18 protein-coding genes and 1 pseudogene are annotated in these 16,239 nt (G+C 66.4%); 9 read left to right on the top strand and 10 right to left on the bottom strand.

All coding sequences use genetic code 11. From position 1 onward, the window contains the following. Nucleotides 1-62 precede the first annotated feature (62 nt). Nucleotides 63-776, bottom strand: coding sequence for a LysR family substrate-binding domain-containing protein (locus ACZY0X_RS17985; protein WP_463772288.1), 714 nt, complete (start codon nucleotides 774-776; stop codon nucleotides 63-65). Nucleotides 777-804: 28 nt separating this feature from the next. Between ACZY0X_RS17985 and ACZY0X_RS17980 the strand changes: the two genes are divergently transcribed. Further along, nucleotides 805-1,191 carry a DUF5997 family protein gene (locus ACZY0X_RS17980; protein ID WP_463772287.1) on the top strand — a complete coding sequence of 129 codons (387 nt, stop codon included), beginning with the start codon at nucleotides 805-807 and terminating at the stop codon, nucleotides 1,189-1,191. 38 nt (nucleotides 1,192-1,229) lie between these two features. Here the strand turns inward: ACZY0X_RS17980 and ACZY0X_RS17975 are convergent, their stop codons facing one another. The 5 genes from ACZY0X_RS17975 to ACZY0X_RS17955 form a co-directional block, all read right to left on the bottom strand. Then, on the bottom strand, nucleotides 1,230-1,394 hold the full coding sequence (locus ACZY0X_RS17975) for a hypothetical protein (protein ID WP_463772286.1): 165 nt from the start codon (nucleotides 1,392-1,394) through the stop codon (nucleotides 1,230-1,232). 29 nt (nucleotides 1,395-1,423) lie between these two features. Next, nucleotides 1,424-3,592 (bottom strand): class 1b ribonucleoside-diphosphate reductase subunit alpha, encoded by a 2,169-nt coding sequence (nrdE, locus tag ACZY0X_RS17970; protein ID WP_463772285.1) that lies wholly within the window; start codon nucleotides 3,590-3,592, stop codon nucleotides 1,424-1,426. Beyond that, nucleotides 3,559-4,005 (bottom strand): class Ib ribonucleoside-diphosphate reductase assembly flavoprotein NrdI, encoded by a 447-nt coding sequence (nrdI, locus tag ACZY0X_RS17965; protein WP_354524562.1) that lies wholly within the window; start codon nucleotides 4,003-4,005, stop codon nucleotides 3,559-3,561. Before nrdI ends, nrdE begins: the two co-directional genes overlap by 34 nt. A gap of 60 nt (nucleotides 4,006-4,065) precedes the next feature. Beyond that, complete coding sequence (locus tag ACZY0X_RS17960; protein ID WP_463772283.1) at nucleotides 4,066-4,326, bottom strand: redoxin NrdH; 261 nt, start codon at nucleotides 4,324-4,326, stop codon at nucleotides 4,066-4,068. A 495-nt stretch (nucleotides 4,327-4,821) separates the two neighbouring features. Beyond that, a complete protein-coding gene (locus tag ACZY0X_RS17955) occupies nucleotides 4,822-5,373 on the bottom strand; it encodes an NAD(P)H-dependent oxidoreductase (RefSeq protein ID WP_463772282.1) in 552 nt (183 codons plus the stop codon). Between the two features lie 92 nt (nucleotides 5,374-5,465). Here ACZY0X_RS17955 and ACZY0X_RS17950 point away from each other — a divergent pair, with 92 nt between their 5' ends. From ACZY0X_RS17950 to ACZY0X_RS17940, 3 genes are all read left to right on the top strand, one after another. Further along, on the top strand, nucleotides 5,466-6,092 hold the full coding sequence (locus ACZY0X_RS17950; RefSeq protein WP_463772280.1) for a TetR/AcrR family transcriptional regulator: 627 nt from the start codon (nucleotides 5,466-5,468) through the stop codon (nucleotides 6,090-6,092). 102 nt (nucleotides 6,093-6,194) lie between these two features. Next, nucleotides 6,195-7,235 (top strand): DNA polymerase IV, encoded by a 1,041-nt coding sequence (locus ACZY0X_RS17945; protein WP_463772279.1) that lies wholly within the window; start codon nucleotides 6,195-6,197, stop codon nucleotides 7,233-7,235. Nucleotides 7,236-7,274: 39 nt separating this feature from the next. Next, nucleotides 7,275-8,435: an AAA family ATPase gene (locus tag ACZY0X_RS17940; protein ID WP_463772277.1), complete on the top strand. Its 1,161-nt coding sequence runs from the start codon at nucleotides 7,275-7,277 to the stop codon at nucleotides 8,433-8,435. 3 nt (nucleotides 8,436-8,438) lie between these two features. Here the strand turns inward: ACZY0X_RS17940 and ACZY0X_RS17935 are convergent, their stop codons facing one another. Next, nucleotides 8,439-9,293: an SDR family oxidoreductase gene (locus ACZY0X_RS17935; protein WP_354524558.1), complete on the bottom strand. Its 855-nt coding sequence runs from the start codon at nucleotides 9,291-9,293 to the stop codon at nucleotides 8,439-8,441. A 20-nt stretch (nucleotides 9,294-9,313) separates the two neighbouring features. Next, nucleotides 9,314-9,949, bottom strand: coding sequence for a TetR/AcrR family transcriptional regulator (locus ACZY0X_RS17930; protein ID WP_463772276.1), 636 nt, complete (start codon nucleotides 9,947-9,949; stop codon nucleotides 9,314-9,316). Between the two features lie 141 nt (nucleotides 9,950-10,090). On the opposite strand from ACZY0X_RS17930, the gene ACZY0X_RS17925 reads away from it, so the two are divergent. Then, nucleotides 10,091-11,572, top strand: coding sequence for a cytochrome P450 (locus ACZY0X_RS17925; RefSeq protein ID WP_463772275.1), 1,482 nt, complete (start codon nucleotides 10,091-10,093; stop codon nucleotides 11,570-11,572). Between the two features lies 1 nt (nucleotide 11,573). Here ACZY0X_RS17925 and ACZY0X_RS17920 read toward each other — a convergent pair. Next, nucleotides 11,574-12,227: pseudogene (locus ACZY0X_RS17920) on the bottom strand (NADPH-dependent F420 reductase); the annotation flags it as partial. A 105-nt stretch (nucleotides 12,228-12,332) separates the two neighbouring features. Between ACZY0X_RS17920 and ACZY0X_RS17915 the strand changes: the two are divergent. Further along, on the top strand, nucleotides 12,333-12,701 hold the full coding sequence (locus tag ACZY0X_RS17915) for a winged helix-turn-helix transcriptional regulator (protein ID WP_463772274.1): 369 nt from the start codon (nucleotides 12,333-12,335) through the stop codon (nucleotides 12,699-12,701). On the opposite strand, the gene ACZY0X_RS17910 is transcribed toward ACZY0X_RS17915, so the two are convergent. After that, nucleotides 12,698-13,192 carry a homocitrate synthase gene (locus ACZY0X_RS17910; protein WP_463772272.1) on the bottom strand — a complete coding sequence of 165 codons (495 nt, stop codon included), beginning with the start codon at nucleotides 13,190-13,192 and terminating at the stop codon, nucleotides 12,698-12,700. The two genes, ACZY0X_RS17915 and ACZY0X_RS17910, sit on opposite strands and share 4 nt — an antisense overlap. Before the next feature lie 240 nt (nucleotides 13,193-13,432). Between ACZY0X_RS17910 and ACZY0X_RS17905 the strand changes: the two genes are divergently transcribed. The 3 genes from ACZY0X_RS17905 to ACZY0X_RS17895 are packed head-to-tail and all read left to right on the top strand — an operon-like array spanning nucleotide 13,433 to nucleotide 16,238. Then, nucleotides 13,433-13,807, top strand: a complete 375-nt coding sequence (locus ACZY0X_RS17905) for an ArsR/SmtB family transcription factor (RefSeq protein ID WP_463772271.1) — start codon at nucleotides 13,433-13,435, stop codon at nucleotides 13,805-13,807. After that, on the top strand, nucleotides 13,804-15,456 hold the full coding sequence (locus ACZY0X_RS17900; protein ID WP_463772270.1) for a SulP family inorganic anion transporter: 1,653 nt from the start codon (nucleotides 13,804-13,806) through the stop codon (nucleotides 15,454-15,456). The genes ACZY0X_RS17905 and ACZY0X_RS17900 overlap by 4 nt, the downstream gene beginning before the upstream one ends. A 20-nt stretch (nucleotides 15,457-15,476) precedes the next feature. Continuing rightward, entirely contained in the window at nucleotides 15,477-16,238 is a 762-nt protein-coding gene (locus tag ACZY0X_RS17895; protein ID WP_463772269.1) for a sulfite exporter TauE/SafE family protein, read from the top strand. Nucleotide 16,239: the final 1 nt, after the last annotated feature.

Below are 16,239 nucleotides of genomic sequence, written 5' to 3'. Positions count from 1 at the left end.
GCTCGCAATTCCCGAATCGTCCGGTGCGCCAGGTAGACGCACTCCGGTACCGCGTCGTTGCGTTAGCGTCGACCGCGTTTGGCCGGACTCGGCTTGCGGGCGACCTTGCCCGCAGCGGCGCGGGCGGCCTGCTTCGCGAGTGTCTTCTCCCGTGCCGTGCGTTTAGGCACCGGCTCGGCCTGCCCACGCGACGAACTCGGTTTGCGGCCCCGCACAATCCCGATGAACTCCTCGACCAGTTCAGCCTGCGGCCCATCCGGGAAGGCGAGCGCCACAGGGCAGGTGGGCGCATCGGCGATCGGGCGGTACGTGAGGTCCTTGCGGTGATACAGCCGCGCCAGCGACTGCGGAACGACGAGCGCACCGACACCTGCGGCAGCGAGTTCTATTGCGTCCTCGGTGGTCTCGGGCCGGTGATCGACCGGGGTGCCGCGAGCGCCCACCCAGTCAACGACGTCGTCAAGTGGGAGCAGCATCGGCTCGCCGTCGAGATCTGCGGCGGTGATCTCGTCGACGGCGGTGAGAATGTGATCGGCCGGCACCACGGCCACCGTCGTCTCCTCATAGAGCGGGATGACGGCCAGCCCGGACGTGTCAGCCGGCAACCGGAGCAACGCCACGTCGACGGTGCCGGCCCGCACGGCGTCGGCCGCGTCTGCCGCAGCGACGGCCCGCAACTGCAGCGGCACCGCAGGGTGACGCTCCGCCCAGGTCCGAGCCCACTTCGCGGGTGTCACGCCAGGGACGTACCCGACGGTGAGGCGGAGCGAGGTCACCGCATCAGGCTACCGATACGCTGGTGCCATGAGCAGGCCTAACGCGCAGTCCATGAAACCCGCCACAGCGGCGAAGAAGCTGGACGTGTACTTGCCGGCGACGCCTGCCGAGTTCCAGGAGAACCCGATCACCCGCGCCGAGCTCACCGCCCTGCAGGCGGACCCGCCGCAGTGGCTCAAGGACCTCCGCAAGAACGGGCCGCACCCGAAGAACCTGGTGGCCGCCAAGCTCGGCGTCTCGATCGCCGGGCTCGCGCGCAGCGGCGTCACGGATGCGCTCACCACCGAACAGATCAACGCGCTGCTCGAGGAGAAGCCCGAGTGGTTGGTCGCGGAACGCGAGAGCTACCAGAGCGTGCTGCGCGAGGAACGACGCCTGAAGGCGCTGCATGCGGAGCAGGCTCGCGAGAGCTGATTCTGCACCGCACGCAGCTGAGGAAAGCAGGCGCGACACTACCGGTCGAACATGTCGCTGACGCGATCGAAGAAGCGATCGATGCGCTGCTCCAGTCGAGTGCCTTTGACCCACGTCTCCCACACGTAGATCAAGCCGAACATCGCGACAACGATGCCGAGGACCAGAGCGGTGATGAGGATCGCCTCAACGGTCGTCGACATCGGAGGTCTCGGCTGTCAGAGACCCGGCGTCACAACATGCAGCTGACGCAGTTCTCCACCTCAGTGCCTTCCAGCGCCATCTGGCGAAGCCTGATGTAGTACAGCGTCTTGATGCCCTTGCGCCAGGCGTAGATCTGCGCCTTGTTCACGTCACGCGTGCTGGCGGTGTCCTTGAAGAACAGCGTCAGCGACAGACCCTGATCCACGTGCTGGGTGGCCGCGGCGTAGGTGTCGATGATCTTCTCGAAGCCGATCTCGTACGCGTCCTGGTAGTACTCCAGGTTGTCGTTCGTCAGATACGGCGCCGGGTAGTACGCGCGGCCGATCTTGCCTTCCTTGCGGATCTCGATCCGAGACGCCACCGGGTGGATCGAGCTCGTCGAGTGGTTGATGTAGCTGATCGACCCCGTCGGCGGGACGGCCTGCAGGTTCTGGTTGTAGATGCCGTGCTTCTGCACCGACTCCTTCAACCGCACCCAATCCTCTTGTGTCGGAATGTGAATGCCCGCATCGTCGAACAGCTCGCGCACCCGCGGGGTGGCCGGCTCCCACACCTGATCGGTGTACTTGTCGAAGAACTCGCCCGACTTGTACTTCGACCGCTCGAAGCCACCGAAGGCCCTGCCCCGCTCGATCGCGATGTTGTTGCTCGCCTGCAGCGCGTGGAAGAGCACCGTGTAGAAGTAAATGTTGGTGAAGTCGATGCCCTCTTCGGAGCCGTAGTGGATCCGCTCGCGGGCCAGGTAACCGTGCAGGTTCATCTGCCCCAGCCCGATGGCGTGAGAGTCGTTGTTGCCCTGCTCGATTGACGGCACCGACCAGATGTGCGTCTGATCACTCACCGCGGTCAACGCGCGGATGGACACCTCGATGGTCTGGGCGAAGTCCGGTGAGTCCATCGCCTTGGCGATGTTGAGCGAGCCGAGGTTGCACGAGATGTCCTTGCCCACCTTGGCGTAGGTCAGGTCCTCGTTGAACAGCGACGGCGTCGACACCTGCAGGATCTCCGAGCACAGGTTGCTGTGCGTGATCTTGCCCTCGATCGGGTTCGACCGGTTCACCGTGTCCTCGTACATGATGTACGGGTAGCCGGACTCGAACTGCAGCTCGGCCAGCGTCTGGAAGAACTCGCGCGCCTTGATCTTCGTCTTGCGGATCCGCGCGTCATCGACCATCTCGTAGTACTTCTCGGTGATCGAGATGTCGGCGAACGCCACGCCGTAGACCTTCTCCACGTCGTACGGCGAGAACAGGTACATGTCCTCGTTGCGCTTCGCCAGCTCGAACGTGATGTCCGGGATGACGACGCCCAGCGAGAGCGTCTTGATGCGGATCTTCTCGTCGGCGTTCTCGCGCTTGGTGTCGAGGAACCGGTAGATGTCGGGGTGATGCGCCTGCAGGTACACCGCGCCGGCACCCTGGCGGGCCCCGAGCTGATTGGCGTAGGAGAACGAATCCTCCAGCAGCTTCATGATCGGGATAACACCCGAACTCTGGTTCTCGATGTTCTTGATCGGTGCGCCATGCTCGCGAATGTTGCTCAGCAGCAATGCGACTCCGCCGCCACGCTTGGACAGCTGCAGCGCAGAGTTGATGGAGCGACCGATGGACTCCATGTTGTCCTCGATACGCAACAGGAAGCACGACACGGGCTCGCCGCGTTGCTTCTTGCCCGAGTTGAGGAACGTCGGGGTGGCCGGCTGGAACCGGCCGTCGATGATCTCGTCGACAAGCTTCTCGGCCAACTCGGTGTCACCGGCGGCCAGCGTGAGGGCGACCATGACGACACGGTCCTCGAAGCGCTCCAGGTAGCGCTTCCCGTCGAACGTCTTCAGCGTGTAGGAGGTGTAGTACTTGAACGCGCCCAGGAACGTCGGGAACCGGAACTTCTTGGCGTACGCGCGATCCAGGAGCGACTTGACGAAGTTGCGCGAGTACTGGTCGAGGACCTCGCGCTCGTAGTACTCCTTCTGGACGAGGTAGTCGAGCTTCTCGTCCTGATTGTGGAAGAACACCGTGTTCTGGTTGACGTGCTGCAGGAAGTACTGATTCGCAGCTTCACGGTCCTTGTCGAACTGAATCTTGCCGTCCGCGTCGTACAGGTTCAGCATCGCGTTGAGGGCGTGATAGTCCGTCTCGCCCGGCAACGCGTGAGCCCCGGTGGTTACAGGCTCTGCAGCTGTGACGGTTGGTGGCATGTCTGGTCCTTCCAGAAGTCGGCGAGACCCGCACGGACGGCTTCCACGTCGTCCGGGGTTCCCATCAGTTCGAATCGGTAGAGGTAGGGCACGCCGCACTTACGGGAGACCACTTCACCCGCGTAAGCGAACTCGGCGCCGAAGTTGTTGTTGCCCGCGGCGATGACACCGCGGATCAGCGACCGGTTGTGTTTGTTGTTGAGGAATGCGATGACCTGCTTGGGGACGTAGCCCCCGGCATCGGGATCGGGCTCGTTCGCGTGCCCGCCGCCGTAGGTGGGCAGGACCAGGACGAAGGGCTCGGCGACCTCGATGCGCTCGCGGAGCGGGATGCGGATGGCGGGCAGACCCAGCTTCTCGACGAACCGGTGAGTGTTCTCCGAGACGCTGGAGAAGTAGACGAGATTGCTCACGAGATCGCTCCCTTCTACCGCCGTGATGCCTGCCCTCTGCGCTCCTGGTGTGCGCGTCCGCTAGGCCGTGGCCGTGACCGCGTCCGATGCCGCAACCGCACCGGCCAGTGCCTTGATGCGATCCGGGCGGAAGCCCGACCAGTGCTCGGCACCTGCGACCACGACGGGCGCCTGGAGGTAACCCAGCGCCATGACGTAGTCACGGGCCTCGGTGTCCAGGGTGATGTCGACCAGCTCGTAGGCAATGCCCTGCTTGTCGAGCGCCTTGTAGGTGGCGTTGCACTGCACACATGCCGGCTTGGTGTACACGGTGACGGTCATCTCGGTACGGCTCCTCTGTGGAATCTTGGACGCGGAACTGCGACGTGATCTGAACTTGGACTGGCAACTGACCCGGGACCTGCATCTCACTGAGTTTCAGCGAGCCGCGGACCCTCGAAATTCCCTCGATCCCAGTCGTCGGAGACTGCGAATCCGACTGGGTCTGGGACCAGACACTGCCGGATCGTGTGCCTCCGGCTGACCCTGAAACGCTTCGGAACTGTGGGGGCCTGTCGGTGGTCAAGACACTACACCTAGTGTCCGACAATCAGAAGACATACAAGATGTTCTGAACAACATTGATGAAATTCCCAGGTCGCACACGCAGCGACGCGGTTTTCCTCCGGCGTGTCGCACATCACACCGCCCTCGTGTGTCCGATCATGACCTCAGGTCTATCACCGGGCACTGACAACTACACGATTGCGCGCCCGACAGCAAAGCCGCCGACGTGTCCCTTTCGGGCGTGTCGGCGGCCTTTGAGTTGCTGTGGTGTCAGCCGACCTCGGCGGCCAGCTTCGCGACGACGTCACGGAGGTCGGCGGCGACGTCGGCGTTCTCTCTCGGGTGTTTGCCATCAAGCGTCTTGAACGGCACGGAGAGCTTCAGGTCCTCGATCACCCGCGGTCCGGCGATGCCGAACGACTTGCGCGTCTCGTCGTGCGCCCACACCCCGCCGAACTGGCCATACGACCCGCCAATGACCACTGCCGGCTTGCCCTTCAGCGCGCCGTTCCCGAACGGCCGCGACAGCCAGTCGATCGCGTTCTTCAGCACGCCGGGGATGCTGCCGTTGTACTCCGGGGTCACGACCAGTGCGGCGTCGGCGTCACCCGCGGCGGCGCGCAGGGCCTGAACCGACTCGGCCACGTCGTCGCCGTCGATGTCCTCGTTGTAGTGCGGAAGCTCACCCAGGCGATCAAAGAACTCCAGGGTGACACCCGGGGGCGCCACCTCGGCGGCGAGTTCGACGAGCTGCCGGTTCACCGACTCCCGCCGCAGACTCCCCAGCAGTACCAAGACCTTGACGTCGCTGCCCTCAGACATATCCCCAGATTCCTCTCATTTGGCCACTGCGATGCTCGCACAGGCCAACCGGACCGCGGTCCGAATTATTCCGGCTGAGTTAAAGTGCGAACGTGAGTGCCACAGAAGAGGCGGCCGAGTCGGCCGGATTCACCAACCTGCCGGTCACTGACGCAGCGCCGACCGAGCGGGGTGACGCCGCCCGTAATCGCACTCTGCTCCTGGACGCGGCCCGCCGCCTCGTCGCCGAACGCGGTGCCGACGCCGTCACCATGGACGACGTCGCGACGACAGCGGGAGTCGGCAAGGGCACCCTGTTCCGGCGTTTCGGCAGCCGCTCGGGGCTGATGCTCGTACTGCTCGACGAGGACGAGAAGGCCGAGCAGCGCGCCTTCATGTTCGGGCCCCCGCCGCTGGGCCCGGACGCGCCGCCGCTGGACCGCCTGATCGCCTACGGGCGCGAGCGGCTGCAGTTCGTGTGGAACCATTTCGCACTGCTGTCCGACGTCAGCCGCGACCCTGCGATGCGGTTCAACTCCCCCGCCACCCTGCATCGCACGCACGTGAGGATGCTGCTGGGCAAGGCGGGCACCACGGGCGATCTCGACGCGCAGGCCGATGCGCTGATGGCCCTCCTCGACGCCGACTACGTCGCCCATCAAATCACCGACCTCGACCGCGATCTGGACCTGCAGGCCGATGCGTGGGAGGACCTGGCCCGCAAGCTGTGCGGCCGATGAGCGCTCGCGCGAAGAGCGACGGGCGCCGATGAGCGCTCGCGCGAAGAGCGACGGGCTCCGATGAGCGCTTGCGCGAAGAGCAATGGACTCAGGTGATCGCCCATGAGCAAGTGGGTCCTGCACGTCGATCTCGACCAGTTTCTGGCGTCGGTGGAACTGCGTCGCCATCCCGAGCTGGTGGGCCTGCCTGTCATCGTGGGCGGCAGCGGCGACCCGACCGAGCCCCGAAAGGTCGTCACGTGCGCGTCGTATGAGGCGCGCGAGTTCGGGGTTCACGCCGGCATGCCCTTGCGCATCGCGGCCCGCAAGTGTCCCGACGCCACGTTCCTGCCGTCCGACTCAGCCGCCTACGACGAGGCATCCGAGGAGGTCATGGGGCTGCTGCGCGACCTCGGCCATCCGGTCGAGGTGTGGGGCTGGGACGAGGCCTACCTCGGGCTGGACGGCGACACCGATCCCTTCGACCTCGCCGAGCGGATCCGCACGGTGATATCGGCCGAGACGGGCCTGTCGTGCTCGGTGGGCATCAGCGATAACAAGCAGCGGGCCAAGGTGGCAACGGGGTTCGGCAAGCCCGCCGGTATTTTTGCGCTCACCGACGAGAACTGGATGACGGTGATGGGCGACCGCGGCGTCGACGCCCTGTGGGGCGTCGGCCCCAAGACCGCCAAACGCCTTGATGGCCTTGGCATCACCACCGTCGCCGATCTCGCCGCCACTGACCCGACCCTGCTGACGTCGACGTTCGGTCCGTCCACCGGCCTAGGAATCCTGCTGCTGGCCAAGGGCGGCGGTGACACGACGGTCAGCGCGGAACCGTGGGTCCCGCGGTCCCGCAGCCACGTCGTGACGTTTCCCGCCGACCTGACCGACCGCGCCGAGATGGACTCGGCGATAACGCAGCTGGCCATCCAGACGCTCGCCGAGATCGTCGAACAGGGCCGCATCGTGACCCGGGTTGCCGTGACGGTGCGCACCAAGACCTTCTTCACCAGGACCAAGATCCGCAAGCTCGCGGCGCCGACCACCGACGAGCAGACGATCGTGGACACCGCACTGGCGGTGTTCGACCAGTTCGACCTCGACCGACCGGTGCGCCTGCTCGGGGTTCGGCTGGAACTCGCAATGCCAGACGATGTCTGAGTAGCCCAGCATGTCTGAGCAGCCGACTACGGTGCAGTGGTGCTCCACACCGTCGCCGTACGCGGTTACCGCTCACTTCGCGAGGTCGTCATCCCCCTGACTGGTCTCACAGTCGTCACCGGCGCCAACGGCACCGGCAAGTCCTCGGTGTACCGGTCGTTGCGTCTACTCGCCGACTGCGCCCGCAATGAGGTGATCGGCTCGCTGGCGCGCGAAGGTGGCCTCGAGTCGGTGCTGTGGGCAGGCCCCGAGGGCCTCGGCGGTGCCCGCCGCACGGGTAGTGCGCAGGGCACCACCCGAACCCGCCCCGTCGCACTGGAACTCGGCTTCGCCTCCGATGACTTCGGCTATCTGATCGACCTCGGGTTGCCGCAGTTCGCCGGCCCCGGTTCCTCGTTCACCCGCGACCCCGAGATCAAGCGCGAGGTGGTGTTCGCCGGTCCGCGGCTGCGGCCAAGCGCGACGTTGGTCAGCCGCGGCCGGGACTACGCAGAGGCCGCCTCGGAGTCGGGCCGCGGCTTCGAGGAGATCACGCGCTCACTGCCCGCCTATCGCAGCGTGCTCGCCGAGTACGCCCACCCGGGAGCGCTACCCGAACTCGCGGCCGTCCGGGACCGGTTGCGCGGCTGGCGGTTCTACGACGGTTTCCGGGTCGACGCCGACGCGCCCGCCCGACAGCCGCGGATCGGTACCCGGACACCGGTGCTGAGCGATGACGGTGCGGACCTTGCGGCCGCCGTGCAGACCATCATCGAAGCCGGGTTCGACGACCTGGCTCGGGCTGTCGCCGACGCGTTCGACGATGCCACGGTGTCGGTCGCGGTCACCGACGGGCTGTTCGAGCTTCAGTTGCACCAGAAGGGCATGCTACGACCGCTGCGAACGGCCGAATTGTCTGACGGCACACTGCGATTCCTGCTGTGGGGCGCTGCGCTGCTGAGCCCGGCTCCGCCGTCGCTCATGGTGCTCAACGAGCCCGAGACCTCGCTGCATCCCGATCTCGTCGGACCGCTGGCGGCGATGATCCGCGCGGCGGCCGCCAATACTCAGGTCGTGGTGGTCACCCACTCGGCCGCGATGCGCAAGCACCTAGCCGACGACGGCTCCACCGAGATCGAACTGCACAAGGACTGGGGCGAAACGCGGATCACCGGTCAGACCAACCTCAGCGCACCACCATGGGACTGGGGCAAGCGGTGAGCGCTAGCCGGCCCGCGGGGGCCGCAGTGCGCGGGTGAAGATGACGTTGACCCGACGCATCGCGACGCTGTAGGGCCACCACGCGAACCGCTTGAAGGCGTACAGCGCGCGGATGTCAGACGACGTGTAGATCAGGTAGCGGTTGCGCGCGACGCCCGCCAGGATCTTGTCGGCCGCGCGTTCGGGCGAGACGGCGTGCCCGCCGAACCGGTCGACCCACTTCGCCACCTGCGGGTGGTCACGGTCCACGCCTGCGATCTCGACAGTCTGCACCAGCGGCGTCTTCACGGCGCCGGGCACAACGACGGACACCCCGATCCGGTGCCGCGCGAGGTCGAAGCGCAGGACTTCACTCAGGCCGCGCAGGCCGTACTTGCTGGCGCTGTAGGCGGCGTGCCAGGGCAGCGCGACAATTCCTGCCGCCGAGGACACATTCACCAGGCTGCCGCCGCGGCCGGCCGCGACCATCGGCGGCACGAACGCCTCGATGACGTGGATCGGCCCCATCAGGTTGACCGAGACCATCTGCTCCCAGTGGCGGTGGCTCAGGTGGCTCACCGTGCCCCACGCCGAGATGCCGGCGATGTTCATCACGACGTCCATGCTCTGGTTCGCCGCGTGGATGTCTGCGGCGAACGCCGACACCTGGTCGTTGTCGGAGATGTCGAGGGCCCGGTGCGCACTGACCTGCCCACCGAGGGCACGGGCATCGGCGACGGTCTCGGCGAGCCCCTCCTCGTTGCGGTCGGTGAGGAACAACTCGGCACCTTCAGCGGCGAGTTTGAGTGCCGTCGCCCGCCCGATGCCGCTCGCGGCCCCTGTCAGGAAGCACCGTTTACCTGCAAACTTCGCCGTCATGGCGCAGACGATACCGGCGGTTACGGGTGGGGATGCGCGTTACCGCCCCAGAGTGCGTTGAGCCAGAGCCGCTCGACCACGTCGATGGCCCGGACGGGGTCGGTCCCCCGTCCGACGAAGCCACTGTCGTGCGACAGCGTCATGGCGGTCGTCGCGGTCAGCATGCGAACCAGCGCGGGCAGGTCGTCGGTGATGGGACGCGCACCGGAGTCCTGGCGGACCAGCCCGACGATCTTGTCGATCACCGTGTCCTCGAAGTCGTTCATGATCTCGCGGATCTGGGCGTCGGTGTTCTGGGCCAATGTGCAGGCCTGCATGATCGGGTCGTTGCTCGCGAACACCGCCGCGGCACTTCCCACCATGCGCTTGGCGAACTCGGCGGGGGTCTCCCCGGGTTCGCGTGGCGCGAAGTCGTGGGTGAGCTTGTCGAGTTCGTCCAGGGCGTCGGCCACGATGACCGCGAGCACGGCGTACTTCGAGTCGAAGTAGAAGTAGAAACCCGACCGCGCGACACCCGCGCGCTCGCTGATCATGCTGACCGAGAGGTCGGCGAACGCCTTTACCTCAAGTAGCTCGCGCACAGCCGACATGATCGCGTCACGCTGCCGGTCACCACGACTGCGGCGCGCCTCGCCGGGTACGGATTCGACACTCATCCCGTCAACCTTCGCACCCGCGACGCGCCACTTCAAAACTTGACATGCGTCAAGTGTGACGGTCAGGATGGGCCTAGTTCACAAATTCAGTGAGATCGACCACAGCCCGGCCACCCAGCCCACAGACGCGCAGGAGCTTTCATGGCGACCATCAACACCCCGGAGTATCTCCTCGGAGAGGCGAAACGGCGGCTCACGCCGTCGATCAACAACCTCCCCGGAATGGGTGCGGTCGAGAAGCGCCTCCGCAAACGCGATTGGCCGCAGTTCGAACTCGCCAAGCCGCCCGCAGGCAGCGACCTCAAGCCCGTGATGGGCGACGCCGGCCTACCGGTCCTCGGCCACATGATCGAGACGTTCCGCAGCGGCCCCGACTACATGCTGCAGGTCTACCGCGAGCACGGCCCGGTGCACTACGCACACTCGCCCGCCCTGCCGTCGATCCTGGCCTTGGGTCCTGACGCCACGCAGACCGTGTTCTCCAATCGCAACAAGGACTACAGCCAGGGCGGCTGGCATCCGGTGATCGGCCCGTTCTTCAACCGCGGCCTGATGCTGCTCGACTTCGACGAGCACATGTACCACCGCCGCATCATGCAGGAGGCGTTCACGCGCAGCCGGCTGACTGGCTACGTCGAGCACATCGACCGCGTGGCCTCGGACGTCGTTGCCAACGACTGGGTCGCCAACGACGGACGCTTCCTGTTCTATCCGGCAGTCAAGGAACTCACCCTCGACATCGCCTCGGTGGTGTTCATGGGCCACGAGCACGGTGGCGACAAGGAACTGGTGACCAAGGTCAATGACGCGTTCACCATGACCACCCGGGCAGGCGGTGCCATCATTCGCACGGCGGTGCCGCCGTTCAAGTGGTGGCGCGGGCTTCAGGCGCGCAAGGTGCTCGACGACTACTTCGCCGCTCGGGTGAAGGAGAAGCGCGGGTCCGACGGCACCGACATGTTGACGGTGCTCTGTCAGACCGAGGACGAGGACGGCAACAGCTTCTCCGATCAGGACATCGTCAACCACATGATCTTCCTGATGATGGCCGCGCACGACACGTCGACGTCCACGCTGACCACCATGGCGTATCACCTGGCCGCCAACCAGGAGTGGCAGGACCGGGTCCGCGACGAGTCTGACCGCCTGGGTGACGGACCGCTCGACATCGAGGCGCTCGACAAGCTCGAGACACTCGACCTCGTCATCAATGAGTCGCTGCGCCTGGTCACGCCGCTGCCGTTCAATGTGCGCTCCACCGTGCGCGACACCGAGCTGTGCGGTCACCACGTCCCGGCCAACACCACGGTGGTGACGTGGCCGTCGATGAATCATCACCTCCCCGAGCTGTGGACGGATCCGGAGAAGTTCGACCCGGCCCGGTTCGACGAGCCGCGCAACGAGCACAAGCAGCACCGGTACGCGTTCGCCCCGTTCGGCGGTGGCGCGCACAAGTGCATCGGCATGGTCTTCGGCCAGCTCGAGATCAAGACCGTCATGCACCGGCTGTTGCGCAAGTACCGCCTCGAGCTGGCTCGCCCCGGCTACAAGGCGCACTGGGACTACGGCGGCATGCCGATCCCGATGGACGGCATGCCGATAGTCCTTCGCCCGCTGCGCTGACTCACGCTGACGGTTGTACTGACGGCACCGCGGTGACGGGGTTGTGTCCCGCGGCCACAACGGAAATGACGAATCCGGCGACGTCCTCGAGTTGACGGGCGTGGTCGAGTCCGCCGATCACAGCGGCGGACGCCCCCAGGTCCCGGATGAGAGCCGACGTGGTGTCCAGCGACCGCTGATCGTCACCGCAGATCGCCACGGTCCTCGGCGCGAGGTCGGTGGCGTGCGGGTCGAGCCAGCTCTGCCCGGCATACAGGTGCAGCGCCTTGACGACGTGTGCGCCCGTGGCGACGTCGGAGATGTGTTGTGCCGCTGATCCTGTCGAGGGGATCAGCAGCCCGGTGGTGAAGTCGAGCGCGTTGGTGCAGTCGATGACGGTCTTGTCGGCGAACGCGCCCTCGGGGGCGTGCGCGACGGTGAGCGCGGTGCCCAGACCCTCCCACGCCACCGCGATCACGATGACGTCCGATTGCGCGGCGAGATCCTCGGCTGCCACGGCTCGCGCCTGATCACCAATCACGTTGGCGGTCAGCTCAGCCCGTGCTGGCGACCGCCCGGCAATGATCACGTGATGACCGGAACGTGCCCACGCCTGCCCAAGCGTGGCGGCCAAGTTACCCGTTCCCAGAATTCCGATGCGCATGGTGCCGAATCTCCTATCGTGGCTGCGATGACGTTGCGCGAACTACGCTAGGGACCGCTCGCCTACCAATTGGTAGGCGAGAACGGGCGGCTGCACGACAGGAGCGGACGGACGATCGTGGACAGTCACTGTGAACCCTTCGTGGCGGACTGCCAGCTGCGTCTGGCGACCGATCTGGTCGCCCACGCCTGGGACCCGGTTGTGTTGTCCGCGTTGCGCTCCGGCCCTCGTCGACGCCGAGACCTGCTGGCCGGCATCGGAGGCATCAGCGACAAGGTGCTCAGTCAGGCCATCACGCGGCTGGCGATGAGCGGTTTGATCGATCGGGCGACCGTCCCGGGCACCCGCGGCGTCGAGTACCGACTCTCAGAGCTGGGCGCCTCCCTTGCCAACGGTCCACTGACGGCCCTTGCGCAATGGGTGGCGCAGTACGGAGGCGCCGTGCGAGAGGCGCAGGAGCGGAACGCAGCGGCGGCAGGCGGTTAGTCCTGCAGCCGGTTGGCGCAGGCGACGAGCGCGCGCAACGCCGACTGAATCGGGTCATCGGACAGCCCCAACGCCCAGGCATCGTGGCTGCCATCGGTGCCGCGGATGAACGTCGCGACACCACCGTCGGCTTGCAGTTGATGAAACTTCAGCATCTCGACGGCAATACCGCGCTGGTGCAGCATCTCCGTCAGCGCCGCGACGGGTCCCGAGGCGGTCGCCGTCGACGTGCCGATGCGCTCGCCCACGCTGATGGTGGCCTCATAGTGACGGGCCTGCGGCCCCAGACGGGTGCCACCACGCTCGGTATCGGTGCACTGCCAGTGGCCGAGCCGCACGGGTCCAGACGTCGGGGCGTAGGTGCTTTGAAAGGCCTCTGTGGTCATCGTTTGAGCCTCCTCGCGCAGGTCCGGGGGCAGCGGCGCGTCGAACTGGGCCGCGAACAGAGGGACTGCGCTGGTTGCGATGTGTGTCGATGAGATGGAGTACATGTGCCGGTCTTCTCTTGCCAGAGGAAACGACCGACGAAGTAGCGACCACCCACAGCGGGGGGTCGGTCTGGATCAGACCCCGCTGCGGGTTGCTACTACGAGTCGCTTCGGCACGTCCGCGATGTTAGGCGCTCGCCGCGCGACGACGCAACCGGATTTCGGACGTGAGTGCCGTTTTCCGGGGCTGTCCCATATGATGGATTGATAATTCGTTCAATCCATCATTCGAAGGATCTGGTCGTGCCCTTTCCCACCGGCGCAGAACAGCCGCTGTACGAGATCAAGGCCAACCTGTTCAAGGCACTGGCCCACCCGGCCCGAATACGGGTGCTGGAGATCTTGTCGGCCGCGACTGAACCCACCCCGGTCAGCGAGATCCTGGCGGTCACCGACATCGAACCGACTCTGCTGTCACAGCACCTCGCGGTGTTGCGCCGGCATCATGTCGTCACGGCCGAACGAAACGGCAACGCTGTCTTCTACCGCCTCGCACACCCCAAGATCTTCGAGCTGCTGCAGATCGCGCGGACGTTCCTCACCGACACCCTCGCCGCCAGCCGCGACCACCTCGACGCTGTGCAGTCGCTACCGCCCATTGGAACAACCACTCAATGATCACGGCGCGGCGCGCCGCACGCCTGCTACCGCAGCGGTCGGATTACGCCGATGTCGGCAGGTCGTGGCGACGCGATGCGCTGGCCGGGGTCACCGTCGGCGTGGTGGCCATGCCCCTGGCCCTGGCGTTCGGCATCAGTTCGGGCGTCGGAGCGGCCGCCGGATTGGTGACAGCCGTTGTCGCCGGTGTGGTGGCAGCCGTATTCGGTGGCTCACACGTCCAGGTCTCAGGACCCACCGGAGCCATGGCCGTTGTGCTCGCACCGATCGTGGCCGCGTACGGGATCGGCAGCGTCGCACTGGTGACGGTGCTGGCCGGACTGATCGTGCTCGCGGCCGGCATCACGGGCTTGGGTCGCGCCGTGACATTCATCCCCTGGCCCGTGATCGAGGGGTTCACCCTCGGGATCGCCACGATCATCTTCCTGCAGCAGGTCCCCGCCGCCCTGGGGCAGGAAGGCCGGCAGGGCCAGCGACCCCTCATCGCGGCGTGGAGCGCCCTGACGTCCCCGGACTGGTCGACGGCCAGATGGTCGCTTGCGGTGGTAGCGGTGGCGGCCGCGCTGATGATCGGGTTGCCCCGCCTGCATCGATCGATTCCTGGATCGCTCATCGCCGTGGTTGCGGCAACGATCCTGGTCGGGGTCCTCGCAGTGCCGGTGGCACGGATCGGTGCGCTGCCCTCGCACCTGCCGACGCCCGTACTTCCCCATGCCGACCTCGGGGCGATACAGCCCCTTCTCGGGGCGGCCCTGGCGATCGCCGCATTGGCAGCCATCGAATCGTTGCTGTCGGCACGGGTGGCCGCGACCATGTCACCAACCGGCCCGTACGACCCGGACCGGGAGCTGGTCGGCCAGGGTCTGGCGTCGGTCGCCTCGGGTGTCTTCGGCGGCATGCCGGCCACCGGGGCCATCGCGCGCACGGCGGTCAACGTGCGATCGGGGGCGCGCACCCGCCTCGCGTCGATCGTGCACTCAGTGCTGCTTCTCGGCGTGGTCTACCTGGCGACCGGGCCGGTATCGGCCATTCCCCTGGCGGCCCTGTCAGCCGTGCTGATGGTGACGTCGTTTCGCATGATCTCGGCCGGCACCATCTCCAAGATCATGCGGTCCACGCGGTCGGATGCGCTGACCTTCGTACTCACCGCAGTCGTGACGGTGTGCTTCGACCTAGTCGAGGCGGTCGAGATAGGCGTGCTGGTGGCGGCGTTCTTCGCGCTTCGTACTGTCGCCCGACGCAGCAGCGTGCACCGAGAGGAACTCCCCGCGCCACCACAGCCGGGCGACCAGCACATTGTGTTGCTGCGACTGGACGGCGCGATGTTCTTCGGTGCGGCAGAACGGATCTCGAACGTGATCACCGACGCCGACCACCACGACATACGGGTGGTTGTGATTCGGATGTCACAGCTGGGGATGCTCGACGCCACAGGCGCGCACACACTCGCCCGCATAGTGGACGAACTCGAGGCGCGCGGGATCACGGTGATCGTCAAGGGGGTGCAGCCCGACCATCTGCCGTTGCTGACAGCCGTCGGGATCCTTGAGTCCCTGCGTCACGAGAACCATCTGATCGATTCCCTCGACGACGCCGTCGCGCATGCGCGCGCTCATGCTGCTGCGCCGCCACGCGCCTCCCGCAACTGATCGCCTAGTGTTCATCGCCAATGGCGGCGCTGAGTTGGTGGGACGTGATACTCCTGGCCCTCGCCGGCATCGGCGGCGGCCTTGCCGGCAGTATCGCCGGCCTGGCCTCGGTGTCGACATATCCCGCCCTCCTGCTGGTGGGCCTGCCACCTGTGACGGCCAACGTCACGAACACCGTCGCGCTGGTGTTCAACGGGGTCGGCTCGGTGTGGGGATCACTGCCCGAACTCGAGGGTCAGGGCACACGGCTCAAGAAGGTGGTGCCCACCGCTCTGGCCGGGGGCGCGGCGGGCGCTGTGCTTCTGCTGTCGATTCCCTCGGAGGGGTTCGAGAGAGCCGTCCCGGTGCTGCTCGCTGGAGCCGCGATTCTGATCGCGCTGCCTCGTCGTCGCACCGTGCGAACCGGACCCCGCAGCACGGGTCGCACCGTCCTGCTCGGCGCGACGATCCTGGCGATCTGCGTCTACGGCGGCTTCTTCGGGGCCGCCGCGGGCGTGCTGCTGCTCGCGCTCTTTCTGACCATGGGCAGCGAGTCGCTGGCGCGTGCCAACGCCACCAAGAACGTGGTCCTCGGCACCGCCAACGGTGCTGCCGCGCTGGTGTTCCTGGTGTTCGGTCCGGTCAGCTGGGCGGCCGCCGTCCCGCTCGGTATCGGCTGCCTGATCGGCTCACGGCTGGGACCGGTGGTCGTTCGGCGCGCCCCCGCAACACCGCTACGCCTGCTCATCGCGATGGCCGGTCTGGCACTGGCCGTCAAGCTCGGATTCGACGCGTACCGCTGAG

This window comes from Mycobacterium sp. IDUB_39, assembly GCF_055419205.1.
Note: the sequence above shows the minus strand (reverse complement) of the source record. Positions and strands in the feature narration are given on the sequence as shown.

Excerpts from the sequence above, each read along its gene's own strand:
- ACZY0X_RS17980 (WP_463772287.1), top strand. The coding sequence starts at position 805 with ATGAGCAGGCCTAACGCGCAGTCCATGAAACCCGCCACAGCGGCGAAG.
- ACZY0X_RS17975 (WP_463772286.1), bottom strand. The coding sequence starts at position 1,394 with ATGTCGACGACCGTTGAGGCGATCCTCATCACCGCTCTGGTCCTCGGC.
- nrdE (WP_463772285.1), bottom strand. The coding sequence starts at position 3,592 with ATGCCACCAACCGTCACAGCTGCAGAGCCTGTAACCACCGGGGCTCAC.
- ACZY0X_RS17960 (WP_463772283.1), bottom strand. The coding sequence starts at position 4,326 with ATGACCGTCACCGTGTACACCAAGCCGGCATGTGTGCAGTGCAACGCC.
- ACZY0X_RS17955 (WP_463772282.1), bottom strand. The coding sequence starts at position 5,373 with ATGTCTGAGGGCAGCGACGTCAAGGTCTTGGTACTGCTGGGGAGTCTG.
- ACZY0X_RS17945 (WP_463772279.1), top strand. The coding sequence starts at position 6,195 with ATGAGCAAGTGGGTCCTGCACGTCGATCTCGACCAGTTTCTGGCGTCG.
- ACZY0X_RS17935 (WP_354524558.1), bottom strand. The coding sequence starts at position 9,293 with ATGACGGCGAAGTTTGCAGGTAAACGGTGCTTCCTGACAGGGGCCGCG.
- ACZY0X_RS17930 (WP_463772276.1), bottom strand. The coding sequence starts at position 9,949 with ATGAGTGTCGAATCCGTACCCGGCGAGGCGCGCCGCAGTCGTGGTGAC.
- ACZY0X_RS17925 (WP_463772275.1), top strand. The coding sequence starts at position 10,091 with ATGGCGACCATCAACACCCCGGAGTATCTCCTCGGAGAGGCGAAACGG.
- ACZY0X_RS17910 (WP_463772272.1), bottom strand. The coding sequence starts at position 13,192 with ATGTACTCCATCTCATCGACACACATCGCAACCAGCGCAGTCCCTCTG.
- ACZY0X_RS17900 (WP_463772270.1), top strand. The coding sequence starts at position 13,804 with ATGATCACGGCGCGGCGCGCCGCACGCCTGCTACCGCAGCGGTCGGAT.
- ACZY0X_RS17895 (WP_463772269.1), top strand. The coding sequence starts at position 15,477 with ATGGCGGCGCTGAGTTGGTGGGACGTGATACTCCTGGCCCTCGCCGGC.